27 protein-coding genes and 1 riboswitch are annotated in these 26,298 nt (G+C 41.9%); of the genes, 18 read left to right on the forward strand and 9 right to left on the reverse strand.

What is annotated here, in order from left to right; translation table 11 throughout:
- The first annotated feature begins 212 nt into the window (after nt 1–212).
- The 3 genes from DYH63_RS16225 to DYH63_RS16235 all read left to right on the forward strand — a co-directional run bounded on the left by DYH63_RS16225 (nt 213) and on the right by DYH63_RS16235 (nt 3,675).
- Nucleotides 213–1,706, forward strand: a complete 1,494-nt coding sequence (locus tag DYH63_RS16225) for a T9SS type A sorting domain-containing protein (protein WP_116789791.1) — start codon at nt 213–215, stop codon at nt 1,704–1,706.
- 113 nt (nt 1,707–1,819) lie between these two features.
- Complete coding sequence (locus DYH63_RS16230; protein ID WP_116789792.1) at nt 1,820–2,566, forward strand: T9SS type A sorting domain-containing protein; 747 nt, start codon at nt 1,820–1,822, stop codon at nt 2,564–2,566.
- Nucleotides 2,567–2,622: 56 nt separating this feature from the next.
- A complete protein-coding gene (locus DYH63_RS16235) occupies nt 2,623–3,675 on the forward strand; it encodes an Omp28-related outer membrane protein (RefSeq protein WP_162927063.1) in 1,053 nt (350 codons plus the stop codon).
- 355 nt (nt 3,676–4,030) lie between these two features.
- Here DYH63_RS16235 and DYH63_RS16240 read toward each other — a convergent pair whose 3' ends face one another.
- A complete protein-coding gene (locus DYH63_RS16240; RefSeq protein WP_116789794.1) occupies nt 4,031–4,753 on the reverse strand; it encodes a hypothetical protein in 723 nt (240 codons plus the stop codon).
- 262 nt (nt 4,754–5,015) lie between these two features.
- On the opposite strand from DYH63_RS16240, the gene DYH63_RS16245 reads away from it, so the two are divergent.
- The 7 genes from DYH63_RS16245 to DYH63_RS16275 all read left to right on the forward strand — a co-directional run bounded on the left by DYH63_RS16245 (nt 5,016) and on the right by DYH63_RS16275 (nt 11,512).
- Nucleotides 5,016–5,222, forward strand: coding sequence for an addiction module protein (locus tag DYH63_RS16245; protein ID WP_116789795.1), 207 nt, complete (start codon nt 5,016–5,018; stop codon nt 5,220–5,222).
- Nucleotides 5,222–5,515: a type II toxin-antitoxin system RelE/ParE family toxin gene (locus tag DYH63_RS16250; protein WP_116789796.1), complete on the forward strand. Its 294-nt coding sequence runs from the start codon at nt 5,222–5,224 to the stop codon at nt 5,513–5,515. The genes DYH63_RS16245 and DYH63_RS16250 overlap by 1 nt, the downstream gene beginning before the upstream one ends.
- A 129-nt stretch (nt 5,516–5,644) precedes the next feature.
- On the forward strand, nt 5,645–9,064 hold the full coding sequence (locus tag DYH63_RS16255; protein ID WP_116789797.1) for a DUF8818 domain-containing protein: 3,420 nt from the start codon (nt 5,645–5,647) through the stop codon (nt 9,062–9,064).
- A 138-nt stretch (nt 9,065–9,202) separates the two neighbouring features.
- A complete protein-coding gene (locus DYH63_RS16260) occupies nt 9,203–9,763 on the forward strand; it encodes a DUF6705 family protein (protein WP_162927064.1) in 561 nt (186 codons plus the stop codon).
- A 3-nt stretch (nt 9,764–9,766) separates the two neighbouring features.
- Nucleotides 9,767–10,327 carry a DUF6705 family protein gene (locus DYH63_RS16265; protein WP_162927065.1) on the forward strand — a complete coding sequence of 187 codons (561 nt, stop codon included), beginning with the start codon at nt 9,767–9,769 and terminating at the stop codon, nt 10,325–10,327.
- 3 nt (nt 10,328–10,330) lie between these two features.
- Entirely contained in the window at nt 10,331–10,948 is a 618-nt protein-coding gene (locus tag DYH63_RS16270) for a DUF6705 family protein (RefSeq protein ID WP_116789800.1), read from the forward strand.
- Nucleotides 10,949–10,951: 3 nt separating this feature from the next.
- Nucleotides 10,952–11,512, forward strand: a complete 561-nt coding sequence (locus DYH63_RS16275) for a DUF6705 family protein (protein WP_162927066.1) — start codon at nt 10,952–10,954, stop codon at nt 11,510–11,512.
- Between the two features lie 137 nt (nt 11,513–11,649).
- Here DYH63_RS16275 and DYH63_RS16280 read toward each other — a convergent pair whose 3' ends face one another.
- From DYH63_RS16280 to DYH63_RS16305, 6 genes are read right to left on the reverse strand one after another with little or no spacing between them, the layout of a single operon-like run.
- The gene (locus tag DYH63_RS16280) at nt 11,650–13,308 is read right to left on the reverse strand and encodes an Ig-like domain-containing protein (protein ID WP_116789802.1); all 1,659 of its coding nucleotides are present in this window, start codon (nt 13,306–13,308) and stop codon (nt 11,650–11,652) included.
- Between the two features lie 7 nt (nt 13,309–13,315).
- A complete protein-coding gene (locus tag DYH63_RS16285) occupies nt 13,316–13,837 on the reverse strand; it encodes an ankyrin repeat domain-containing protein (RefSeq protein ID WP_116789803.1) in 522 nt (173 codons plus the stop codon).
- Nucleotides 13,838–13,843: 6 nt separating this feature from the next.
- Nucleotides 13,844–14,389, reverse strand: coding sequence for a YceI family protein (locus tag DYH63_RS16290; RefSeq protein WP_116789804.1), 546 nt, complete (start codon nt 14,387–14,389; stop codon nt 13,844–13,846).
- A gap of 12 nt (nt 14,390–14,401) precedes the next feature.
- Complete coding sequence (locus DYH63_RS16295) at nt 14,402–14,758, reverse strand: cytochrome c family protein (RefSeq protein ID WP_116789805.1); 357 nt, start codon at nt 14,756–14,758, stop codon at nt 14,402–14,404.
- Between the two features lie 12 nt (nt 14,759–14,770).
- Nucleotides 14,771–15,613: a DUF5777 family beta-barrel protein gene (locus DYH63_RS16300; RefSeq protein ID WP_116789806.1), complete on the reverse strand. Its 843-nt coding sequence runs from the start codon at nt 15,611–15,613 to the stop codon at nt 14,771–14,773.
- Between the two features lie 13 nt (nt 15,614–15,626).
- Nucleotides 15,627–16,013 (reverse strand): OB-fold protein, encoded by a 387-nt coding sequence (locus tag DYH63_RS16305; protein WP_116789807.1) that lies wholly within the window; start codon nt 16,011–16,013, stop codon nt 15,627–15,629.
- 700 nt (nt 16,014–16,713) lie between these two features.
- On the opposite strand from DYH63_RS16305, the gene DYH63_RS16315 reads away from it, so the two are divergent.
- Nucleotides 16,714–17,163, forward strand: a complete 450-nt coding sequence (locus DYH63_RS16315) for a hypothetical protein (RefSeq protein WP_116789809.1) — start codon at nt 16,714–16,716, stop codon at nt 17,161–17,163.
- 79 nt (nt 17,164–17,242) lie between these two features.
- Nucleotides 17,243–17,926: a DUF1345 domain-containing protein gene (locus DYH63_RS16320; RefSeq protein ID WP_116789810.1), complete on the forward strand. Its 684-nt coding sequence runs from the start codon at nt 17,243–17,245 to the stop codon at nt 17,924–17,926.
- Nucleotides 17,927–18,005: 79 nt separating this feature from the next.
- Here the strand turns inward: DYH63_RS16320 and DYH63_RS16325 are convergent, their stop codons facing one another.
- The gene (locus DYH63_RS16325; RefSeq protein ID WP_116789811.1) at nt 18,006–18,242 is read right to left on the reverse strand and encodes a hypothetical protein; all 237 of its coding nucleotides are present in this window, start codon (nt 18,240–18,242) and stop codon (nt 18,006–18,008) included.
- 412 nt (nt 18,243–18,654) lie between these two features.
- On the opposite strand from DYH63_RS16325, the gene DYH63_RS16330 reads away from it, so the two are divergent.
- Both DYH63_RS16330 and rlmF read left to right on the forward strand, forming a co-directional pair.
- Complete coding sequence (locus tag DYH63_RS16330; RefSeq protein ID WP_116789812.1) at nt 18,655–20,127, forward strand: carboxypeptidase-like regulatory domain-containing protein; 1,473 nt, start codon at nt 18,655–18,657, stop codon at nt 20,125–20,127.
- A gap of 244 nt (nt 20,128–20,371) precedes the next feature.
- Nucleotides 20,372–21,328, forward strand: coding sequence for a 23S rRNA (adenine(1618)-N(6))-methyltransferase RlmF (gene rlmF / locus DYH63_RS16335; protein WP_116789813.1), 957 nt, complete (start codon nt 20,372–20,374; stop codon nt 21,326–21,328).
- 192 nt (nt 21,329–21,520) lie between these two features.
- On the opposite strand, the gene DYH63_RS16340 is transcribed toward rlmF, so the two are convergent.
- Nucleotides 21,521–22,129: a hypothetical protein gene (locus DYH63_RS16340; RefSeq protein WP_116789814.1), complete on the reverse strand. Its 609-nt coding sequence runs from the start codon at nt 22,127–22,129 to the stop codon at nt 21,521–21,523.
- Nucleotides 22,130–22,283: 154 nt separating this feature from the next.
- Nucleotides 22,284–22,476, forward strand: a riboswitch (cobalamin riboswitch).
- A 143-nt stretch (nt 22,477–22,619) separates the two neighbouring features.
- Here DYH63_RS16340 and metE point away from each other — a divergent pair.
- From metE to DYH63_RS16360, 4 genes are read left to right on the forward strand one after another with little or no spacing between them, the layout of a single operon-like run.
- Entirely contained in the window at nt 22,620–24,932 is a 2,313-nt protein-coding gene (gene metE / locus DYH63_RS16345; RefSeq protein ID WP_116789815.1) for a 5-methyltetrahydropteroyltriglutamate--homocysteine S-methyltransferase, read from the forward strand.
- Nucleotides 24,933–24,982: 50 nt separating this feature from the next.
- Complete coding sequence (locus DYH63_RS16350) at nt 24,983–25,222, forward strand: cysteine-rich CWC family protein (RefSeq protein ID WP_116789816.1); 240 nt, start codon at nt 24,983–24,985, stop codon at nt 25,220–25,222.
- Nucleotides 25,223–25,224: 2 nt separating this feature from the next.
- Nucleotides 25,225–25,794, forward strand: coding sequence for a PAS domain-containing protein (locus DYH63_RS16355; protein WP_116789817.1), 570 nt, complete (start codon nt 25,225–25,227; stop codon nt 25,792–25,794).
- A complete protein-coding gene (locus tag DYH63_RS16360; RefSeq protein ID WP_116789818.1) occupies nt 25,791–26,177 on the forward strand; it encodes an acyl-CoA thioesterase in 387 nt (128 codons plus the stop codon). The genes DYH63_RS16355 and DYH63_RS16360 overlap by 4 nt, the downstream gene beginning before the upstream one ends.
- The last annotated feature ends 121 nt before the right edge of the window (nt 26,178–26,298 follow it).

Consider the following 26,298-nt stretch of genomic DNA (forward strand, 5'->3'; position numbering starts at 1 on the left):
ATAAAGTATAAAAAATGATACCCTATCGAACATATAGATTTATAGAAATCACAATTTTAACAATAAATCATTAATATTTAATCAACTTTTCGCGCAAAACCCTAATAATAACATCTTCAATAAACATTTTTACTTATTTTTTTTCACTTAACATTTTTTTTACATAATTTTCGACTCTATTCGAAAAAAACAACATAAAAAACTAAGGGTACATGAAAAGAACTTTACTATCAGGCTTACTATTATTTGCTGCCGGCATAGCAAACGCACAGCTTGCAGATGGCAGTGCCGCACCGGACTTTACGGTTAACGACATCAATGGGGTATCGCGCAGCCTTTATGCCGATTACCTAAATCAGGGAAAAACTGTAATTATTGACATTTCGGCAACGTGGTGTGGCCCGTGCTGGAACTACCATAACAGCCATGCCCTTGAAGATATGTACCAGGCTTATGGAGCAGACGGATCTAATGAGGTAGCAATATTGTTTATTGAAGGAGACAGGACTACATCTGTACAAAGTTTATATGGCACAAACGCCGCTTCAGACACAAGTACTACACAGGGTAACTGGGTAGCAAACACACCTTACCCCATTATTGACGATGGTACAGGAGCAATTGCAAGAGCATATAGTGTCCCATATTTCCCTACAGTATATAAAATATGCCCGGATGGTACTACCAAGCTAATGAACCCTACAGGCGTAGGAGCACCTAGCGCGGCTACCTTAAAAACGAGCATTAACAGCACCTGCCAAACGCTTACGGGCTTATCTGACTACCCTGTAGTAGCAGAGGCTAATGACCTTAGGCTTTGTGAACCAAACGGTGTAATGAAAGTAAAAATAAAAAACTATGGTGCTAACAGGATTACGGCTGCCACAGCAGTAATTGAACAAAATGGCGCGGTAGTAGCTACAAAAGAATATACAGGAAACCTGTCGCAGTTTAGCACTTCAACCATTACATTTAACGCTGCCGACTTTAACCCCAGCCTGCCGTATGTAGCTAAAATTTCGAATGTTAACACCGTTGCACCACACAGTGTTAGCCTTGCGCAAAAAGAGTTTAACGTTATAGTAGGCCATGAAACCGGAAACCGTATAGAGGTAAGAGTATATACAGACAGTTATCCGAAAGAAATAAAATGGGATATAAAGAATAGTGCAAATGTTATTGTAGCTTCTGGCGGGCCTTACCTTGGTGCAACGGGCAGTGCAGCGGGCGGTGCAGATGCTAATACAATAAAAACATCAACCTTTGAAATTCCTGAAGGAACAATTGATTGTTACAAACTTACACTTACTGATACTTATGGCGATGGCTGGGCTCTTGGCTCGCAAGAATTTAAGGGTATAAGGCTTTACAACAATGGCAATCTTATAGACGAATTTGCCGCAGATCACGGATTTGCATCTGAACCTATAAATGCTGCATTTAAAACAAATGGCACACTTAGTACAGTAAGAAACGAGCAGGTTAAATTTGCTCTATACCCTAACCCTACTACAGGCATACTAAATATAAGCACTACCGAGAATGTAAGCATTAGCATTGCAGATATTACAGGAAAAACAGTGTACAGCGCCGGCAACCTTGTTAACGGAAGCAGCATTAACCTGAGCAACCTTCAAAAAGGTATTTATATAGCACAGGTAAAAGGCACTGCTACTAATACAACACAAAAAATAGTGATTGAATAGCAACAGCCATTTTAACAAATAAAATTTTACAGAAAGCTATCGGATGCGGCCCTCTGCCTCCGGTAGCATTTTTTACTTAATACAAATTGCAAATAAATTATTACCACATTAAAATGAAAAAAATTATCCTTATCGCGGCACTGGCACTAAGTGCCCTTACACAGGCACAACAAATATCAGTAGTAAGGCCGGGCGGCGCAGAACTGCATGATGGCGATACCTTTATTACTAACAGCATTGTTTCTACAGGCAGTCCTGAAAACAAACTACGTTTTAGGGTTACAAACCTTACCGAAGATGAGCTTAATGTAGGTGTAAAAGTATTAGGTTTTAGCAGCAATGTAGACGGCTCGCACGTGCAGCTTTGTTTTGACACCTGCCTTTATGAAATTTGGCCTAACCTTATTATACCTGCGGCAACGTTAGATGCAGGCGCAACTACACCGTCTACTGACGACCACTTCTGGAATTTTAATGCCGGTACAGATGGCCAGCCGGTAACCTACCATCTTGCTTTTGTAAAAGGCACTAAAAATGAAGACGGAGATTTTACAGAAACCGAAGAGCTTTTAGACTTTACCTATACATATGACAGTACCGCAAGCATTAACACCCTGGATGGGCTTCAGCAAATGGGCGTTACACTGCAAAATACAGTAATAAAAAATGCGCTTAACATTACCGCTACCCAAAATGCAGGCCTGCAAATACTTGACATTAACGGAAAAGTAGTAAAAACGGCGAGCGTAAAAACAGGAGCCCAGGCAGTAGACCTTTCAGCATTTACAACAGGTGTTTACTTTGCACGTTTTACAACGGCAGCAAATAAAACTGCTACCGTTAAGATCGTTAAAAACTAAGTAACGGATATTTTATAAAGATGCCGCTGTTATAGCGGTAAATAAGATACATGAAAATGAAAAAAATATTCGCGCCGGTATTTGCTTTTGTACTGTTACTGGCAGGTTGCGCATCAGATTATGAAGTGCTGCAGTCTTACGATTCGGTTATCCTTACGGCAGACAGTTCTAATAAACTGGCCGGGCAAACCATAACTTTTACGGTAAAGGATAATAATGGTACAGACCACACTGCCGACGCGCACTTTTTTGTAGATGGCGAAGAAATAAGTACCAATACACTAACATCAGACAAGCTACAGTCTTATGAAGTTAAAGCCACTTATGGCAGCCTGGACTCTGAACCGCTTACGGTAACCTTTGGCGATGGTAGCGAGCTTAACTACCGTAAACGCCTTTTGATAGAAGATTATACCGGTACCTGGTGTGGTTACTGTACCCGTGTGGCCTGGGCTATAGAGCTTGTAAGGGCACAAAGCGATAATGTAGTACCTGTAGCCATACACAGGCCAAGCAGCAACCCTACCAGTGCTAACTACGACCCTTATAACTATGATGCAAGTGTGTTAGAAAACACCCTAAGTGCGGTAGGATATCCTAAAGGCTACCTTAACCGCCGCACCCGTTGGTCTAACCCAGAGCCTAACAATGTAGCGCAGGCCATAGCCCTTACCCAGGGCGAAAACCCAAAGTTGGGTCTTGCACTTAACCCTGTAGTAAAAGATGGCAACATTACAATTGATGTAAGCGCTCAGTTTAGCCGCGACTTTACAGGCCTTAAATTAGTGGTCTATGTGCTAGAGAACGGACTTATTTATGAGCAGCATAACTATACCGATTTTTATAATGGGGTAGATGTTATAGAAGACTGGCAACACAACCACGTTTTGCGTGCCTGCCTTACAGATATTATGGGCGATGCAATAAGCAGCGACCAGACAGCTATTTACAAAACCTTTACACGCAGCTTTAACACTGCCATACCAGCTAATGTTGCAAATAGCGCAAACCTTGAATTTGTTGCCTTTATAGTAGGCGAAAATGGCAGGGTCATAAATGTACGCAGTGCACATGCCGGCGATACACAGGAATTTGAAATTCTACAATAACCTTAGTTTTTTAATAGTAAGCCGCCCTTTTAGGGCGGCTTTTTTGTTTACAGGCTCTTGATATTTGCAAAAAACAGGTATTTCCACCTGTTTTTAAAAGGTCTTATTTCTAAATATTTGCACATGTTTAATATGAGCCTACCCTTTATAAATAACCGGGCAGGTAAAAAAACACCATAGCTACAGATTTTAAAGAGAGTGGCAGGTTGGGGCTATTATGGGAATGCAAAAAATCCCCATTAATGGGGATTGACACAGGTAGCCCTGCTTGCTATCTTGCACCCAGTAAAACCAACGAACCAATCGACAATTTTAGAATATAAATCCTGAGAGGCGTCCTGCCTTTCGGGATTTTTTATTTGTTGTAGTACGGGCTGTTCCAGATGTTGACATTAAAGTTCTTGCCTTTCCAAAAGCAATAATAGAGCGCTATGCCACAAAACGATTTAAATGTAAACAAAAAAGCCATTGCCATAAACTGTCCGGTTTGCGTACCATAAAAAAAGAGTTTTGTTATAAGCAGCGTAAATAAAATGCTTACAAAAAGCAGGAACAACAACAATGTACCAAAGCTACGCATGGGGCTTACCATAATTTTACGCAGCGGATGCAGGTCATTTCCCCACTTGTGTACCAGGTAATAATAGCCGTTACCTATGGGTGCGAACAGTAACGGATCGTCATAATTTTCAAGATGAAACTGTTTAGAGGGTGCCACGATCATAAAGCCGCCAAGCTTTGTTTTATGATTTTTTTGTAGCTGATTTATTTTAGAAATCGCTTCTTCCGGTATTATGCTTTTATAAAGGTGGGTGCTTAAAAACCTAAGCCGATAATCAATACAAACGGCGCGTATCTGGTCAATATGAAAAATACGGTTGGTTTCGAGCAGGTCAAAATTAAAGGTATTGGCACCAGTATCGGGGCTGCTCTGCGCAAGACTTTTCTTTATCGCGCGGCGTTCCGTTTCATTTTTTTCAAGTATTGCCCGCACTTCACGCAGTAGCGCTGCTTCGGCTATATCATGCTGCCGCTTTTGCATCAGGGCATCAAACAGGCTTTTGTTTCCCCATAACATACCATTGCCATTTTAAGGTTCAGTTTATTAAAATTAATAAATTATAAAATGCAACGTATCAGGGGCTGCGTTAAAAGTTACTAGGTTTTTAAAGCAATGTCATACTGAGCGCAGCCTTCCTCTCGACAAATAAATAGGTCAGTGTGGATAAACCGCATCCGGGTAGCGTCTTCAAGACCATCGCTCAGTAACCACATATGTCATAAAACTTCAACTTCTGACATTAATCTAAAATTTATATCTTTATAGAAACTTTGGCGCCATGAATGTGAAAGACCTCAACAAATATAGCAACGCAGAAAAAATAATTTTGGCTGAAGAGCTTTGGGACAGTGTCTCAAAAAAAGATATTAGTGTACCTGATGACACTAAAAAAGAGCTGGATATACGACTTAAAAATCTTGAAGAAGGTAAGAGTAAATTATATTCGTGGAGTGAAGTCAAGGCACATATGAAAAAGCTACGGTAATGTTGCCTGTTCATTTTATACAGGAAGCACTTTACGACATTGAAGATATTGTTATTTGGTATGAAGAGCAGCGTGAAGGCCTGTCCTTTGACTTTGAACTCTGCCTTGAAGCAGGAATTGAAGAGATTGTTAGAAGTCCAAAAGCTTTTCAAAAAAGGTATAAAAATGTAAAGATACTCTTCATTAAAAGATTTCCATACGGCATACATTACATCATACGTCCAAATGAAATTACTGTAATTGGTATTTTCCACACTTCAAGAGCCCCAAAAAGCTGGGCAAAGAGATTATAATATTTCATAAAAATAAACTAGCATTTATTTTCACATTACTCCATAATCCTCGCTTTGTAACCACAAACTATAAACTATAAACTTTCGAAAATACACTACTTTTGTACTTTTTGAGTTTATAGGGTTAAGATGCTAAAAAACGGGCTTTTATGGTTGATGTTGTTTTGTGCCGCGGCAGCGTATGCGCAGGACAACCCTACGCCCTATAAAACCCGCAGGGCACTGCCCGTTCAGGATACCATTCGTATTGACAGCATTTCGGTTAACCCCGCTTACTTTTCCTTAAAAGATGCCGCAGGTAAAGAAATTGACAGCACTAACTATAGCGTTGATTTTAGTACCGCTACGGTTGTGCTTAAAAATGGCTACACCACAGAAGACAGCCTACAGCTAAGCTACCTGCCCTACCCCGATTATCTTACCAAAAAATACAGTATTTACGAAAACAGCCGCGTAATACCTAACGATGCCCTTACCGGACAACGGTATGCCATACAGCAAAATTCGCAGGGCACCTTTAAGCCTTTTAACGGCCTTACCACATCGGGTAGTATAACCCGAGGAATAACTGTGGGTAACAACCAGAATGCGGTGGTTAACTCTAACCTCGACTTACAGGTTACCGGAAAATTATCTGATAAGGTAAGCCTGCGCGCGAGTATTCAGGACAGTAACATTCCGTTACAGGAGGGCGGCTACTCACAGCGGCTTGATGAGTTTGACCAGATATTTATAGAAATGTTCAGCGATAATTGGAACGTGCGGGCGGGCGACCTCTTTTTAGAAAACCGGCAGTCGCGATTCCTTAATTTCAATAAAAAAGTACAGGGACTCAATACCACATTTACCTTTGGCAAGCCCGATAGTAAAACAACCATCAATGCGGCGGCGGCACTCGTTCGTGGGCAGTATGCGCGCAGTACCTTTACGGGCACAGAGGGTAACCAGGGGCCGTATAAGCTTACCGGTAATAATGGCGAGTTGTATGTACTGGTCATCTCGGGCTCAGAGCGTGTGTATGTAAACGGGGTACTTTTAGAACGCGGCGAGAACAATGATTATGTTATTGATTACAACGCCGGTGAGATTATATTCACCTCCCTATTCCCCATTACCAGCGAAATGCGTATTAACGTAGAGTACCAGTACACCCAACAAAACTACACCCGTTTTGTTACCTACGGCGGTATTACCCACCAAGAAGAAGACTGGAGCATAGGCGGGTATGTGTATAGTGAGAACGACATGAAAAACCAGCCGCTGCAACAAAGCCTTACGGCAGAACAAGTGGCTACGCTGCAACAGGCAGGCGACAACAACAACTTAATGACAGCGCCGTCTGCCTATGTAGACAGCTATAGCGAAAACAAGATACTATACCGCAAAGTAATTATTGATGGTGTAGAGGTTTTTGAACAATCCAGCAACCCTGAAGATGAGCTGTACAACGTGCGCTTTACCCTTGTGGGGGCAGGCCTGGGCAATTATAACCTTTCTAACGCCAACGCCATTGGCAAAATTTATGTGTATGAAGCTCCGGTAGGCGGGGTTATGCGGGGCAGCTATGAACCTGTAATTCGCCTTACACCGCCAAGCAAAATACAAATTGCCACAGTACTGGGAAAATACAATCCGTCAGAAAAAACGTTGCTTGACTTTGAGGCCGGTATGAGTAATAACGACCTCAACCTGTATTCGCCCATAGATGATGGTAACAACAACGGCGTGGCTCTTAAGTTTGATGGTAAACAGCGCATTTTTACTCGCGAAAACCTTGCCCTTGATGCCTTTGCCAATTATCAGTTTGTGCAAAAAGACTTCAGGACGATAGAGCGTTTGTTCAACATCGAATTTAACCGCGACTGGAACCTTACCAATATTGTTACTACCGATAATAACCAGAGTTACCTTATAGCAGGTACTACCCTTAAACTGCCTAAGAACGGGCAGGCTACCTACCAGGTAGAAAAGCTTGATTTTGGCAACACCTTTACCGGTACCCGCCATGTAGCTAACGCGCAAATGAAATTTGGCAGCTTTACCGTGCAAAACAACGGCAGCTTTATGGATAGCGATGGCGCTTACAGCAAATCGACTTTTTTAAGGAACGAGGCGTTATCAAAATACCATTTTGGCAAGAACTGGGTGGGTGCGTCGTTAAGGTTAGAAAACAATAAAGAGAAGCTAAAAGAAACCAACCAGTACAGTACCCTGAGCCAAAGCTTTACAGAGTATGGCGCTTTTGTAGGCCGTGGCGACAGCACTAAGGTATATGTCGAACTTGGCTACCTGCAACGGGCAAACGACAGTCTTGTGGGCACCCTGCTGGACCTTGTTAACACATCACGCTCGTATTACTTAAAATCGCGCCTTTTAAAGACCGAGAAAAGCGACCTGAGCCTGTTTGTAAACTACCGTAACCTGAAGTTTACCGATCCTGCCTATAAAAACCAGCCATCGCTTAACTCACGCCTGTTATATAATGACCGCTACTGGAACCAGCTGGTACAGGTTACTACCGCTTTTGAAACCCTCTCCGGACAGATTGCCGAACAGGAATTTACCTATATAGAAGTTGCCCCCGGGCAGGGCGTGTACCGCTGGAACGATTATAACAACAACGGCATACAGGAATTGCAGGAGTTTGAAGTTGCCCCTTTCCCGGATCAGGCTATTTACGTTAGGGTATACCTGCCTAACCAGGTGTATCGCGGTACCCACCAGAACAAGTTTGCACAGTCAGTAACGCTAAACCCTACGCAGTGGCAAAGCCAGGGCGGGTTTAAAAAGTTCCTTTCATATTTTTATGACCAGGCTTCCTACCAGGCCGATCGAAAGATAGAACGCAACGGCAGCAACTTTGACCTCAACCCGTTCTCATCATCCGAAGAAAACCTGTTGGGGCTAAACGTGGCCTTTCGCAACAGCCTTTTTTATAATCGTGGCAAGCAAAAGCATTCTGTTACTTATACCTACCTCAACAGCCGCAGCAAAAGCCTGCTTTCGGTAGGTTCGCAGGATGGTACTATACTATCGCACCAGTTGCAGTATGCCCACCTTATACAAAAGTTGTGGCTGCTGTCGTTCGCCGGGCAGGCAGGCAATTCATCCAGCCACGCCAGTAATTATGATGCTAAAGATTATGACATCAGTAACTACCTTGTGGGGCCTAAAGTATCTTATATCTTTTCGCGCGATGCCAGCTGGGATGTGTTTTATGAATACCAGAATAAGGAAAATACCATTGGTGCCCTCGAAACCCTGAGCCAGCAACGCATTGGTACTTCGTTTACTTATGCTTCTGCCAAAGGTTTTACTACCAGCGGCGAATTTTCGCTATACAAGAATGATTTTACAGGCGAGCAAACCACTGCTGCTGCCTACCAGATGCTTCAGGGGCTTACTGCCGGTAACAACACTACGTGGCGCCTGCTGCTGCAAAAAAGCCTTACGCAGTTCCTGGACATCAACGTTAACTACCAGGGTCGGAAGAGCGAAACCAGCAAAGCCGTGCATACCGGAAGTGTGCAATTGAGGGCGTATTTTTAACAGTTAAATATTTGTTAACACACACAACAAAAGCATAAATACCAATACTTTAGCAGCGCAAAATAGCAAGCATTAGATGAGAACATAGACCCTCCTAAAATGCCGGAAAACATGATCTTTACTAAAGTAAACTAAGCATTGAAAAAAACACTAACCATATTATGTTTTATTATGGGCTGTATTTCTTACAGCCAGGATGTGGTTGCTGTAGAAAATTTTTTAAATAATTTGCCAGACTACACGACAATGAAGTATTATGCAGACATAAACCGTGTATTAGATAAATTTCTCGGTTCATGGAAGTACCAAAATGCATCTCAAAATCCAACGGAACATATAGAAGTTGTATTTTTTAAAGGGAATGTAGAATATCCAGGGGCAAATTATAGCCGCGATATTATAGATGCCCGGGTAAAATATAGTAAGAATGGACAGGTAATATTTAATACGCTTAATAGCAACGAAATCATGTATGATATATATGGCAGCAGTTTTTTAAACCCACAAAATACAAATAAAATAAGATTGCTTTATAGTGAGCCGGATGCGCCCGGTGCGAAGTATAGAGCATGGTTGTATCTTGAATTTATGCCCGGCACTCCTGCACAGCTAAAATGGCATATGGAATGGCAGGCATTAGATGAAAATATAGACCCACCAAAAATGCCGGAAAACATGATCTTTACTAAAGTAAACTAAGCATTGAAAAAAACACTAACCATATTATGTTTTATTATGGGCTGTATTTCTTACAGCCAGGATGTGGTTGCTGTAGAAAATTTTTTAAATAATTTGCCAGACTACACGACAATGAAGTATTATGCAGACATAAACCGTGTATTAGATAAATTTCTCGGTTCATGGAAGTACCAAAATGCATCTCAAAATCCAACGGAGCAAATAGAAGTTGTATTTTTTAAAACAAATGTAGAAAGCCCAGGAGCTAAATATAAAGAAGATATTATATATGCTCGTGTAAAATATAGTAAGAACGATCAGGTTATTTTTAACACGCTTAATAGCAACGAAATCATGCATGATATATATGGCAGCAGTTTTCCAGACCCACAAAATACAAATAAAATAAGATTGCTTTATAGTGAGCCGGATGCGCCCGGTGCGAAGTATAGAGCATGGTTGTATCTTGAATTTATGCCCGGCACTCCTGCACAGCTAAAATGGCATATGGAATGGCAGGCATTAGATGAGAATATAGACCCACCAAAAATGCCGGAAAACATGATCTTTACTAAAGTAAACTAACTATTGAAAAAAACATTAACCATATTATGTTTTATTACTTGCTGTATAACCTATGGCCAGGATGTGGTTAAACCCATTGAGCAATACTACACTTATTCTGACCAAAACAATATTTACTTTAAGGATGTAAACCTCATCTTGAATAAATTTTTAGGGAGTTGGGAATATAGTACCCAAAATGAATACTTCAAAATTACACTTGTAAAATACGAAAAAACAAAAGTTCAGGCTACTACACTCAGTCAGCATACCGACAGGATTAACACCGATTTTATTTATAAGCAAAAAATAAACAACGAATGGGTTACCGTTTATAACACCTATAGCAGTCAGGGAAACCCTGGTTCTTTCTATATTTGGGGTGATGAGGTCAAAAATTTTTCTGTTATTATCCTATTCTATACCGAGCCTCCAGTTTCAGGAACATGCGAGCGCAACAGGTATGGAAATATAGTTTTGGACTTCGTGACATCAGCACAAGGCTCAGCTCCTAAAATACAGTGGCAACGGCAGGAAATTTCTTTAGGCTATAACCCAAACGAGCCTTGCCCTGATGGCACCGCCAGAGATGCAACATCTTTTAAGATTCCCGCCGAAATGCTGCTTACTAAAATAAACTGAGTATTGAAAAAAGCACTAACCATATTATGTTTTATTACTGGCTGTATTTCTTACAGCCAGGATGTGGTTGCTGTCGAAAATTTTTTAAATAATTTGCCTAACACAAACACGACTAAGCATTATGCAGACTTAAACCGTGTATTAGATAAATTTCTCGGCTCGTGGAATTATCAAAATACCCCTGTGAACCCCACTGAACATATAGAGGTGAAATTTTTTAAAACCAATCGCGAGTATAGAGGTGGAAATTATAGTCGGGATATTATATATGCTCGTCTAAAGTACACTAAAAATGGTCAGGTAATTTTTAACACTCTTAATGAAAGCGGCTTATCAGACTATATCAGCGGTAGCTCTTTCCTGAATCCTCAAAACACTAACAAAATAAAACTAATATACTGGGAGCCTGATGCGCCCGGATCTAATTATAAAGCATGGTTGTATCTTGAATTTATGCCCGGTACTCCCGCACAGCTAAAGTGGCATATGGAATGGCAGGCATTAGATGAGAATATAGACCCACCAAAAATGCCTGAAAACATGATCTTTACTAAAATAAATTAAGCCCTGAAAAAACATTAACCACATTCTGTTTTACACCCAACGATAATTTATTTGAACTTCAAGAAAACGACAAAGCCGCCTTTCTCTGGGAGAAATAGCGGCTTTGTACCAACCAATATAAAAAAACCTGATAGTATTTATTGCTTTACAATGCGTACAGTTGCCGTAGCACCATTATCGGCTGAAGCCTTTATAAGATAAGTACCTACAGGCAGTTGTGCCATATTAACTTCGGCACTTGTGCCCGCAACTTTTTGGGTAAGCACCTGCTGCCCCAGCATATTATTAATAGTGATGTTTGAAAGGCTGCTGTTAGCACTTAGCGTTACCACACTGCTTACCGGATTAGGGTAGGCTTTAAGCCCTTTAAGGCTAAAGTTTTCAATACCCGCGGTTGCGTTTACAGTAATTCCATAATAAGCACTTTCGCAGTTGTTAAACACCTGGGTAACGTAATAGGTAGTACCGTCAACAAGTGGTGTTGTGTCAGGCACTCCGGTATATTCAGTTCCAACAAGGGTATACCAGCTAACAGCAGCCCCTGCAATAACACCCACAGTAAGGTCGGCAATGGTTTGGCCTTCAGTAAAATCCTGCGTCTGGCTGCCTGTTACTGACGCTGTAGTAGTTATCGTTACCGGAACCGGTGTAGCAGCACTTTCGCAGCCGTTAAGCGTGTGTGTAGCATAATATGTGCCGGTGGCCAGTGGCGTTGTACCGGCAAGCTCTGCACCGCCAATAGTACTGTACCATTTAATATTGCCGGTATTCGTCCAAATTGCCGACACAGTAACACCCGCACAAAATGTTTGCTCAGGAATAGTAGGTGCGGCAACAGTAGTAACAGTAACCGTTACAGCAGCCCTTGTACTTGAACAAGAACCTACGGTTTGTTCTGCATAGTAAGTACCGCTTGCAAGTGCAGCAGTATCCGCAAGTGCCGTGCCACCTGTTGCAGCTGTATACCAGCTTATAGTAGCACCGTTTGCACCTGTAGCTGTTAAGTTAGCCACAGTGCCTGAATTACAAAATGATTGCGAAGCAGCCGTAGGTGCGTTAACTGTAGTTACAGTAACCGCAACCGGTGTACGTGTACTTTCGCAAGCACCTGCCGATTGCGATACATAATATGTTGCAGATGTTAAAGCTGTTGTAGCAGCTAATGCCGATCCGCCTGTCGCAGCACTGTACCAGTTAAGGCTACTACCTGTAGCGGTAAGGTTAGCTACGGTAGCGCCACCACAAAATGCCTGAGGCTGTGCAGCAGGGGCATCCGGGGCAAGGCAATTGAAGGCTTTGTTAAGCTGGTAGCCACGGTTACCGCCATGGTTAGCAATTGAAAATGAAGCGCTTGAACCACGAGCCCATGCAAAATCAATATTGGCATCGGCATAGTTAAATACATAATCATTAGCACCGCCTGCAAAAGACCGGGTGGCTACAAGGGTACGGGTGCTGCCGCTTGTGGTATTGCTGGTTACAGTCCAGTCATTCGTATCTGTTGAAGGCATTGCACCAATACCGTTTTGGGTTGCATCTACAAGGGTAGTACCGTTAAAGTAAACCACATCAGTACCGTCCATCATTCCGCCTCCGGTAGCAAACGAACCAAATTGAAGGGCAAACCAGCGGTCTGATGGGCCTGCAAGGGTAAGTGTAGCTGTACTGGTGCCACTGTTAAGGTCCAGCTTTGCAGTATAGCCACTGCTAAGGGTAACAACCCCCGTAGTTTTGCTTTGGGCGAATGCCCCTAAAGCCGAAACCGCCATTAATGCTGTGAGTAATAATTTTTTCATGAGCGTTTTATTTTTTGAAAAGGTTTATGATTTCCTGGTTTTTAGAAATTACGGCATGGTCATAAGGTGTATGGCCGTCGTTATCTTTAATGTCGGTTTTTGCCTTATGCTGTAGCAGGAGCGTTACAAGGTCTTTATTTTCAAACTGTATGGCATATACAATAGGCGTCATGCCACCGCCATCGGGCAGGTTTGGGTTGGCTTTGTTTTCCAGCAGCAGCTTTGCGAGCGCCGTGTTTCCCTTTACGGCCGCCGCCGCCAGTGCAGTACCGTTACTACTGTTGTAGTTTACGTCCTTTACGTTCCTGGCAAGGTATTCTGCTACGCCATTGTTGCCACGGTAGCAGGCCAGTATCAATGGCGAAAATCCGGCAGCGTTGATCGCGTTAATGGTATCGGTATTTTTTTTGACCAATACCTTCATCTCTTCTACTGTGCCGGTACGGGCAGTATCAAACACATCTTTGCCCTGTGCCATACATAAGGCCGGGAGTACAACGGTTACAAAAAGGATAAATATTTTTTCCATAACTACTTATTTTACAAGTTGCAGGTTGTAGGCCACCTTAATTTTATCGGCCACTTTTTTGCTGACTAATGCCGGTATCTCTATGGCAAAATCTTCGGGCTTTACATCAAAGTCGCCTGTAATTACAAGGCTATTGCCCTGTTTTGATATTTTGGCAACATCGGTAATATGTTTCGTTTTTCCGTGCAGGGTAAGGTCGCCGGATATGGTAAAGGTTTTAGCTTCCGCCGAAACCTTAGTAATGTCAAATCCCTCGATCTTACCTTTAAAAGTCGCCTTCGGGAATTTATCCGACTCCACGTAGTTTTCATTAAAATGCTCCTCCATAAGGGCTACTTTAAAACGGAAGCCTTTCATGAGGGCAAGCACGGCAATGTCTCCCGTTTCGGCTACCACTACAGCACTGGCGGTTTTGTTTTCGCCTGCCACCTCCTCAAAAGACGGTACGCTGGCCTCAAATTTTATACTACCTGTTTTAGTGGTATATTTCTGGCCGTAAAAAACGGTCGTAGCCAGCAGGGTAAGCAGTAACAGTATATTTCTCTTTTTCATAGCAATTCTTATTTAATTTTCACGAAGGCCATCGGCACTCCATTGCAATATCACGTTAATATCACTTTGCGGCATGCGCCCGGTTTGTGGCATAATGCCGTCTTCGCCATTCTGGCGCTGTATACGGTCCAGTACTCCTGAATTTTGCACGGCATCCTTAACCTCAGCATAAGTAGTAAGCGGACGAAATGATGCCGATCGCCCATTAGCATGGCAGCTTACACAATTAGCATCTATAATGCTTTTTACATTAGCAGTGTAGGTAATTGTATCTGTAACGGGTACCGTATCTTCAATATCTTCATAGGTGTGCGATTCGCAACTCAGCAAACCCACGGCAAGTAATGGCAGTACTATATATTTTTTCATCTTTAGCAACTTTTAAAAAACCCTGTATAAATTAAACCCGAAAAAGAAATCGCCCTTGCTCCAGTCGCCCGCAGCATTAGTAAGGTAACCACTCTCTGTCATGGCCTGTGAATTGCTGAATACCATCTGGAAAATGTGGCCGCCGGTTTCTATATCAAGGCCTACAGATAATGGGTTTTTATAATAATCGGGCTTATCAACATTATAGGCATACTCCAGGTTAAGTGACATACGCTTGGTAAGCTTTATCCTGCCCCCGGCACCTACAGAGAACTGGTTTTCTTTTTCGTTAACGGCATCGCGCAGGTTGCGGTGAATGAACGATGGCACTAACTCAAGCGACAGCGCATCGCTAAACTTGCGCGATACTATAAGCTGCTGCACATAAGTAAGCCGGTCTGAAAATTCTATTTTGGGGTATGCTTCTTTTTCAAGGAACGTATTAATATCCAGCGTGCTGTAGCCTGCAACCTCAAACGGAAATGCAGCACTTTGGCGTGCCAGCCTGTATTTTAATGACCCTTCATACATTTTAAGCATGGTGTGGCGGGAAACACTTGCCGATAGCCAGTTCGTTACCCCATATATTGCCCCCAGTTTTGTTGTAGCATTATCAAGCCCAAAAAAGGTATCAAAGCCATTCTTTACGGTACCAAAGCGGTGCGAAACCACCACATACCATTCTTTAGCCGCGGGCATTTTAGTAGTTTGCAGCGTTACTACCTGCAGGCCTTTAAAGGCTGCAGCGGCATAGGTATCCTGCACCTGTGTACTATCCAGCTCGTTGAGCAGGTCGTCCTGCGCGTGGGCAAAAAAGCCGAACATAAGGCATAGCGCCGGTAAAAATCTCTTCATTGTATTTAGGTAATTATTTAAGTGTACACTGGTCCAGCTTTACTTCGCCAAAAAGCTCGTCGTAGCCTATGCACCTGCCCTTTACAGTAATGGTCTTACCTTCGGGCTGGTCCATCTTTTTATCAAAACCACAAAACACTTTGCCATCAAGCGTTACAACAGAATCGTTTACGGTAGTTACCACCCCACTTACTGCTATGGTCTTGTTCAGGTACTTGGTATCGGCAGTTTGCTGTGCGGCTTCATAATCTGCGGTCAGGTTTTCTGCGGTCAGGCTATAGGTTGCTTCTTCATCGCTTACATTACGGGCATCCTTATATAAATATCCATACCATATAAAAGCACTGGCAAGGCCTATTATCAATACAACAGCAATTATGGCAAAACCTTTCTTTTTCATTACAGGATGTGTTTAAAATGGGACAACAAGTACAATCCGTTAACAAAATTATCAAACTACTCCGCCCACAAGCGGGGTTACAGGCATACACCCGCTATGGTTTAGGATTTGGTGGGTTTGGGTTAGAATTTGAAAAATTCTGTAAGAACATCACTTTTATAGTGGTTGCGTTTCTAAGACGAAATGAAAATATGATACAGTTGAAATATTTTTTTTCTAGCAAAGGCGCAGAGGCGCAAAGCTTTACTCTCATTAAGTTCTGACACAACCGACTGATAACTCGCAAAGCTTTGCGCCTTCGCGTGACATTTAAACCATTTTGGACTATACTAAATATGTAAGTGGTGTAACTTTAACGGTAGCATAACAGCAACACATTAAAATAAAAGTGAACTTTATGATAATGCCATTTACTGTTATAAACAGTTCGCTGAAATATATTTTAACCACAGAGAACACAAAGGGTTTCACTAAGAGCACAAAGAGGCATAATAAAGACTCTGTAAAAGTGATAATGGTCACAAAGCTGCCATACAGCTTTGTGTACTTTAATCCTTAAAAAAAGTTGAAACCTTTAGAAAGATATTCAGGGTTAGCCTTGTGATCTTAGTGAAACCCTTTGTGTCCTTTGTGGTGAATTACTGTCTAACAAACTATTATTTATAATAATTACTATAAACACTAAAAATAAAAATTTGCCATGAGTAAAGTACATAACCTTTTAGCCGGGCTTGGCGGTGCGGTAGCCCTGAACATACTACACGAAAGCCTGAAGAAAACCGACAAGAATATGCCCCGCGTAGATAAGCTGGGTGAAGAAGCCCTGCAAAATACCCTGCGTTATTTTGGCACCGAAATTAAAGATGAAAAAGTATTATATGGTGCTACCCTGGCGGGTGATATTATAAGCAATGGTATTTATTTTAGCGCCATAGGTGCGGGCGACCCAAAGTATATATGGCAACGTGCCGTAACCATGGGTATATCTGCGGGTGTGGGTGCCATTACCCTGCCCGAACCAATGGGGCTGGATGATGAACCCGTTACCAAAACACCAAAAACAAAAGCGCTTACAGTGGGCTACTATGTACTGGGAGCTTTAGTTACGGGGGCGATACTTAGCGCGCTGAGTAAGAAAAATAATTTATGAGGCACTTAGCCATTACCATAATCTATAGTACGGGCATTATGTTTTAGTTTATCTTTGAATGTTAGAGGGAATATAAATCATGGATAGAAAAACTACACCACCTAAATGGGCTGCCCGTACAAGCGGATACCAAAAACTCTTCATTTCGTTATTTTTTGCCGCGGGTGCTTATGGCATAACGCGGGTGCTCGATCTAAGCAATATAACAAGCATTATATTGTGTTGGGATGTATTTGCCCTTACCATGATAACGCTTAGCTGGCTGTTATTTTTTAATACTACGGCTGCCCAGCAGCATACTATTGTAAAAAGGCAGGACGAAGACATAAGGGTAATATTTACCCTGGTGCTTACAGCTGTATGTGTTAGCTTTTCAGGAACCATATTACTACTGTTAAACACCCAAAATTCAGCATGGGATAAAGAACTGCTGACTGTAGTTACCATACTTGCGGTAACCACCTCGTGGATATTGCTCCACACCATATTTACCATTCGTTATGCGCACCTGTTTCATAACTACCACGATAAAAAAACCGGGGCTGAAGGCGGCGGTATCGACTTTCCTAATGCCGAAAAGCCCGATTATATTGACTTTGCTTATTTCTCGTTTGTAATAGGCATGACGTTTCAGGTATCAGATGTTACTATTTCATCTAAAACCGTAAGGCGCTACGTGCTTATGCACAGCCTTATATCTTTTGTATTTAACACCATAATTGTAGCGTTAACGGTAAATATAATTGCGGGTATTAGTAAATAAGCTATTAACCTCAACACCTATTTCTTTGAATTGATTAACTTTTGAGAGTATGGTTGGTATTTTATTCGGGGTGGCTTTTTTATTCTAACAGTCTTATCTCTAAATTTGACAGGTAGTTTTCGATGTTGGGCTCATTAATTACATTAAATTTCCTGGTTAATTTATAAACCTCAATATAAAAATCATCTGTTAAAGCTGACTCAACATCAGACCTTTCAGAAAATAAAAAGACATTTTGTAATTTCTCCCGCAACAGTAATTGGTATTCGTTTAATAACTTTTCGGCTTCGATTTTAAACAACTCTACATCTTTCATCTTGAAATTATTATATTAAAAAAAGCCACCTGCCGAAAGGTGACTTTAAATTACAACTTAACTAACTATTTTATTTTCTCTCCGCAAACTTACGCCGTATCGCAATCCTAATATTATAACATTCTGCAAAAACGTTATGATGCAACCACGTAGTGTTGCACATCTCCATTATTCATTTACATTTGCCCCGTAAGAGCTTCGAACCCTCTTGCAAAATTATATTGTTTTGCCCCTGCTTTTTGCAGGGGCTTTTATAATCCCCAACGCTACCAATACCAGTAAAGTTTACCATTTACCAAACCTTTTTTAATCATACTACAAGGCTCCGTTAACAAACCGGAGCTTTTTATATTATATTTGAAAACCTGTTACAAAAGCACAATTTATTCGTCTTACCTAAAACACCAACAACATGAACACAACACTACGTTTTATTGCAGTAGCATTACTGTTATTTCCACTTACTGCCCTTGCGCAAATCGTTACCGGTAAGGTGGTCGATGCAAACCAGCAGCCCGTTCCCTACGCATCGGTACAAATAGGCCCGTTGTATGGCGTGGTTACCAATACCGAAGGTGATTTTGTTATTGATAAAAAAGATAAGACAGATGCTGATAAGGTTATCTTTTCGAGCATAGGTTTTGAAACGCTTACCATTAAATTATCCGAACTTAAAAACGGTACCTACACCCTTAAAGAGCAGGTAAATGTTTTAGATGAGGTGTTTATTACCAATAAAAAATACACTCCTACAGAACTGTTGACTAAAGTAATGGAGAACGCATCTAAAAACTATCCATCTGAAACGGCAAAACAAACAGTGTTTCTACGCACTTCTAACGAAACCAAATTGCTGGACAGTAAATTTGAACTTATAAAATCGTCGCTGGAAAAAAAATCGGTGCTAAAGGATATCAACAAGGAGATAGAGGTCATGAACAATAGCGCTAAAAAGAGAACCTCTCAGGATTATTCTGAAGTGTATGGCTATTTATATACACAAAACAACCAGTCTAAGCTGGATGTAGAAAAAGCCATTGAGCTAAAAAACAAGGATAAGGATGTTTCTGGCGATCAGTTGAACGGTAAGGCAATGGAGGTTATTAAAAAGCATCTTGACCCTACTGCAACCTATAAGGTGAGGTCTGGCATCATACCTATTTCTGATACCTTTAAGATTGACTCGCCAAAGTCTGATATAAAAACCGATGTAAAAACGGCTTCGTTAAGAACTACCTTAACATCGCTGAGCAATACGCTTAATAAGTTCTACACCAATGAAGACCTTGACTTTTTTACCGAATTTAAGCGATATACCTATACCCTTGAGGGATACTCGACTTATAATGATGAAACCATTTACATAATCGACTTTAAACCTGCAAAAGGTTCAGCGCATTATTATGGCAAGATCTATGTAAATGCATTTGACTTTGCTGTGGTTAAACTGGATTATAACCTGGTAGACGGAGAAAATGAGCATAAGATAAATCTTAAGCTGCTACTGGGGGTAAAAATGGTACAGGACCGCACGAAGGTATCAGCAACCTATGCTAAAAACGAGGCAGGGCAATATGCCGTAAATTTTGTAAAAAAGCAGACCGGCACCTATATGTACATTGACCGGTCTATGAAATTTACCCAGAATAAAAAGACAAAAGACGAAGAAGAGCGTATGCTTAAATTAGGCCTTATGGCAGAAATGGATCAGATTACCACAAATGAGCTTTTTGTTATTGCCAAGACACCTATTAGTGCAGAGGCATACACTGCGATTACCGAAAAACCAAAATACAACATTAACTACATTGCTAAATACGACCCGTCTATCTGGAAAGACTATAATGTACTGGCACCGGTAGATGCGATTAAAAATTATAAATAATAATTCATAAAACATACAAAAACAAGATGCTGTAAGGATTATATCTTACGGCATCTTGTTTTTTATATTTATGTGCTGTAGCATTTTTTGTCATTCCGACGATAGGAGGAATCTCAATAAATCAATTATCTTACATTAGCCCATCGATGAATATAGAGATTGTTATTCTCCTACTGTCCCATCTGAATAATACCTCTAAAACAGGCTCTTTTGTTTTATCTTTGATGCCTAAATAAAATATGCCATGTCAGATAAAATACCACAGGAAAAAACAATGCTGCACTCCCGAAATAAAAACAGGGATAGGTATGACCTTGCAGCACTAATAACCGCGGTACCTGAGCTGGCAGCCCATGTAAAGCCTAATAAGTTTGGTGATGAATCGGTAGATTTTGCAAGTCCACAAGCGGTGAAGCTGCTTAATAAAGCATTGCTTAGCCATTATTATGGTATAAAAAAATGGGAGTTTCCTGAAGGCAATCTTTGCCCACCCATTCCGGGCAGGGCAGACTACATTCATTATGCTGCAGACCTGCTTGCCGAAAGCAACTTTGGGCGTATGCCTGCCGGAGATAAGATCAGGCTTCTTGATATTGGTACGGGTGCAAACTGCATTTACCCCATACTGGGTGTTGCAGAATATGGCTGGAATGTTACCGGTGCAGATATTGACATCACATCGGTAGCGGCAGCGCAACAAATAGCAGTAGCTAACCCACAGCTTACAGATAAGATAGTAATAAAGCTGCAAAAAGATAAAACCCGCTTTTTTAGTGGTATTATAGATGCGAACGAAAAGATAGATATAGCCGTATGTAATCCGCCTTTTCATGCTTCTGCCGATGAGGCGCAGAAAGGCACACAACGCAAGGTGCAAAACCTTTCGGGTAAAAGAATAAAGACTCCTGAATTAAACTTTGCAGGCATTAGTAACGAACTGGTGTATGAGGGTGGCGAACATGCCTTTATCCATAACATGATAGCAGAGAGTAAAACCTTTGGCAGAAATATATTCTGGTTTACCACACTGGTCTCTAAACAGTCTAACCTTAAAGGCATCTATAAAGCCCTGGATGGCCTTAAAGCCGTGCAGGTAAAAACCATTCCGCTGGGTACAGGCAATAAATCAAGCCGCATTGTAGCGTGGACGTTTCTTACCAAAGATGAGCAAAAACGCTGGCAGGATACAAGGTGGAAGTAGTAAATAAGAGTAGTCAGGTTACAAACAGTGTAAACGCATTATAAAAGATAAGCCACTTAGAATGTAACAAATTTAATGATTCTTAAAATTTGTAAAAATTCGAGAAATTAGTGGCAAAAAATTTAAGCAAATTAAATGATGCGTTTGCCCTGAGATTACAAAGAATACGGGGAAACTTTAAAGAAAGAGACGCTATCTTTTACGGGTAGTTTCCGGCTTTTTAGACGTATAAACGGCATCATCCAGTACTTTGTACATACCCATCCGAATATTTTCAAAATCCTTTGTGCGCCAGTCAATATAATCTTCAAGAGTAAACAGCAATATCGATTCGCCCGTAACCTTGGCCAGGCTCAGTTTTACGGTTTGCTCCTGCGGGGCATTTTTAAGATAGCCGTGCCATGCCATTACAAATTCGCCATCCTGCATTTTGCGCCACTGGTTTCCGGTGCTGGTAAGGTTCTCAGGCGTGCGTGGTTCGGTTTGTGCTGCTGTTGTATATTTAGCAGATACATAGCCCAGCCTTATAAGGTCTTTATAAGGTGCAGTTAACGGATCGCGATCATATTTTGGGTCAACCGGAAAATCTGTATTTTTAAGTGTCTTTACAGTATAGGTTCTGCCATCAATAATTACCTTACCATCTTGCTGTACCTGCGATGTTTTTGGGAATAAAATATCAATACGTTCGGTATTGGTATCCAGTGCAAAAGCCACATTATCGGCAGTAAGGTTAGTATCTTGTTGTGCTTTGGCAAATAAAGAAAAACACAGGACACACAGTAGTAAAATTTGTTTCATAAGGCTGTTTAGGGGCGCAAAGGTAATTCATTTTTTTAATTGCCAAAATCAGTTTGTAGTTTACCGTTTTATGCTGTCCCCCGTTAAAAAGGACACTACACGCAAATAAACCAAATCTGGTTGCTATATTTGCGGCATAAGTTCTTTACTTTATTTCTTTTCAAACGGAAAAGGTTTCCGGCGAAAGCCGGGACTAATAGGGAATCGTGTGCAAATCACGAACTGTCGCGCAACTGTAAGTAACCTCTAAAGTTTTTACCCTTGTTGCCCACTGTTTGCCAATGGCGAATGGGAAGGGCGGTAATAATGTTACAAGTCAGGAGACCTGCCTTTACCAACTTGACAATGCTTTCGCGGTTTGAAGCTATTGGTTAAAAATGTTCATGGGCATCGTGTGCCCTTTTCATTCCCCACCCCTATCTTCTTAAGGCATTGTGAAATCTGGCAAAAGAGCTTTTAAATCATTCATTAATTTTTTAAAAGCACTAAAATGCGTACAAACAATCTTGGCTACCCGCGCATCGGGGGCAACAGGGAACTTAAAAAGGCCTGCGAAAGCTACTGGGCCGGTAAGTCTCCTATCGAACATTTACTGCAAACCGGTAAAGACATCCGCCTGCACAACTGGAATCTTCAGAAAGAGGCAGGTATCGACCTTATTCCGTCTAACGATTTTTCGTTTTACGACCAGGTGTTAGACCTGTCGTTAACCGTGGGCGCCATACCTCCCCGTTATGATGCACTTAAAAACGGCAACATTCACGACCTTTATTTTGCCATGGCAAGGGGCTATCAGCAAAATGGGCTGGACCTTACTGCTATGGAAATGACAAAATGGTTTGATACCAACTACCACTATATAGTGCCTGAGTTTTATAAAAACCAGGAATTCTCACTTTTCTCAACTAAAGTTATCGAGGAGTTTGCAGAGGCTAAAGCCGCAGGTAGTATAACTAAGCCTGTGCTTATAGGCCCTGTGTCGTACCTGTTGTTGGGTAAAGAAAAAGAGGCTGGTTTCCACCGGATATCTTTGCTAAATAAATTATTACCTGTTTATATCAAGATTATAGAGCAACTGGTAGCACAGGGTGCAGAGTGGATTCAGTTTGACGAGCCTTTCCTGGCACTTACCCTTACCGAAGAGGAAACCAGTGCACTAAAGCAGGCGTATGCATTGATAAAAGAAAAATTCCCGCAGGTAAAGATATTATTGGCAACCTACTTTGAAAGCCTTGCAGAAAATACCGCCCTTGCCGCATCACTACCGGTTTGTGCGTTACATATAGACCTGGCGCGCAACCCGGAACAGCTGGATGCCATACTTGACCACCTACCCGAAAACCTTTCATTATCACTTGGAGTGGTAGATGGCCGTAACATCTGGAAAAATGATTACCAAAAATCGCTGAAACTGATAGACAGGGCAGCAAAAAAAATAGGCAAAGAGCGCCTTATGGTAGCACCATCATGCTCATTGCTGCACGTACCGTGCGACCTTGTAGCCGAAACTAACGATACTACCCTTACACCCGAAATAAAACAATGGCTAGCCTTTGCCCGACAAAAGATTGATGAGGTTGTCGTAATAAAACAGTTGGCAAACAGCGAAAACATAACCGATGCCGCCAATAAACTAAAGGCAAACATTGCTGCGTGCGAATCGCGCAAAACGTCGGTGCTCATCCATAACCCGCAGGTCAAAGAACGGGTAGGTAATATTACCGATGCAGATGCCCGACGCAACAGCGTTTTTGAAATGCGCAAAGCATTGCAGGTAGCGAGCCTTAAGCTGCCTTTGTTTCCTACCACAACCATTGGCTCGTTTCCGCAAACGGCCGAGGTAAGGGGCTGGAGGGCGCAGTTTAAAAAAGGCGATCTTACGCAAAAACAATATGAAGAACTCCTTAAAAAGGAAACCGAAGAAACCATTCGCTTTCAGGAAACCACAGGGCTCGATGTACTGGTACATGGCGAGTTTGAGCGCAATGATATGGTAGAGTACTTTGGCGAACAGCTACAGGGTTTTACCTTTACTAAAAACGGCTGGGTACAAAGCTATGGCAGCCGCTGCGTAAAGCCTCCGGTTATTTATGGCGATGTAAGCCGCCCGCAACCCATGACGGTGTTTTGGACACAGTTTGCGCAGTCGCTTACCGCCAGGCCGGTTAAGGGAATGCTTACCGGGCCTGTTACTATATTGCAATGGTCTTTTGTAAGGGATGACCAGCCGCGTGCCGAAACCTGTACGCAAATAGCACTTGCCATTCGTGATGAGGTTGCCGACCTGGAAAATGCGGGCATTAAAATAATACAGATAGACGAGCCCGCCATTCGCGAAGGGCTACCGCTTAAAAAAGACGACTGGCAGCAGTACCTTAACTGGGCCATTAAGGCGTTTCGTATTGCGGCATCGCCGGTGGCCGATGCCACACAAATACACACGCACATGTGCTACTCTGAGTTTAACGACATCATTAAGGATATTGCCGATATGGATGCCGATGTTATAACTATAGAATGTTCGCGCTCGCAGATGGAACTCTTAGATGCTTTTGCCAATTTTAACTATCCAAACGATATTGGCCCGGGTGTGTATGACATCCATTCGCCACGGGTACCGTCTAAAGACGAAATGGTACACCTGCTTAAAAAAGCAGCTGCGGTACTGCCGGCCTCCCAAATTTGGGTAAACCCTGACTGCGGACTGAAAACCCGTCATTGGGACGAAACTAAAAAAGCACTTACCGAAATGGTGGCTGCTGCTAATGAAGCTAAAGTTTTATATGCAGAAGCATTAGTATAATACAGATAATGGCGGTACTTTTGTGTACCGCCATATTTTAATTTACTATAATGGCATGTCATGAAACCAAATACTGCCCACGCTGCGAGAGCCCCTTTGAATGTAAGGTGGGTTCTATAGTGCTATGCCAGTGTACTACCGTTACCCTAACGGAAGCCGAAAGGGGTTTTATGAGCAGCAATTTTAACGACTGCCTTTGTGCTGCCTGCATGAAAGAGATGAAGGCTGAGTATCACCAAAAAGAATTTCAGGACAGGCTGGAGCATATTTCGCCACTCTTTAAAAAGTAACCATGGGAAAAGATGATCTGCATAAAATGATGGCGCTGGATATATACCTTTCTTCCCTTAGTGATGAAGCGTACCACAATGTTATGAAGCAGATGAAAGAATCAGGATCCCGATTTCCGGTTATGAGTTGGGATATATCGGGCGAGGCCTACCGGCAAACCATCCTTAATGCAAAAAAACAGGCCGATGCCGCAAAGCTGGATCAACTGGCTACAAAGTACAACTGGTCTTATAACCCGGTGCAGTTACTACACCAGTCTTATGATGCGCTTGTAGTTACAGATACTGCTCTCAAAATACTATGGGTAAACCCCGGTTTTGCAGATATGACAGGTTATACCGCCAAAGAAGCACTTGGCAATACGCCAAAATTTCTTCAGGGTGCAAATACCCTGGAAACATCGCGCCGCGAAATACGCCGAAGGCTTGATGAAGGCGAACCTTTTAGGGCAGTAATAACCAATTACAGAAAAAACAAAGACGAATATTTATGCGAGGTAAAAATTTACCCGCTTACAGGCCCTAATGGGCGAACAACACATTTTATAGCATTAGAACAGGAAACAGCATGACATTAGAAGAAAAGATTCAACAATCTGAAACACATATTTTTAAAGCAATATTCCCGAATACCACAAACCATTATGATACGCTTTTTGGTGGTGCTGCAATGCACCTTATGGATGAAGTAGCTTTTATTACAGCTACCCGTTTTAGCCGCCAGCGCGTAGTAACAGTAAGCAGCGACCGTATCGACTTTAAAAAGCCTATACCGGCAGGTACCTTTGCCGAACTGATAGGCAAGGTAGTACATGTGGGTAATACAAGCTTAAAAGTACATGTAGAGATATTTGTAGAAGATATGTATACCACAAACCGCGAAAAAGCAATAACAGGTAATTTTACCTTTGTAGCAATAGGCGATAATAAAGAGCCCGTTGCTATAGAAAAATAGCGATCATAAAACTTTACAGAAGCTCCGTTATCGGGGCTTTTTTTTGTGTAAGCCCCGGCGGGGCGTTATATCTATAGGTTATAATTTGGAATTGGTACATGAGCCCCGGCGGGGCGGGGCC

The organism is Flavobacterium psychrotrophum, from assembly GCF_003403075.1.
Classification (GTDB): Bacteria; Bacteroidota; Bacteroidia; order Flavobacteriales; family Flavobacteriaceae; genus Flavobacterium; species Flavobacterium psychrotrophum.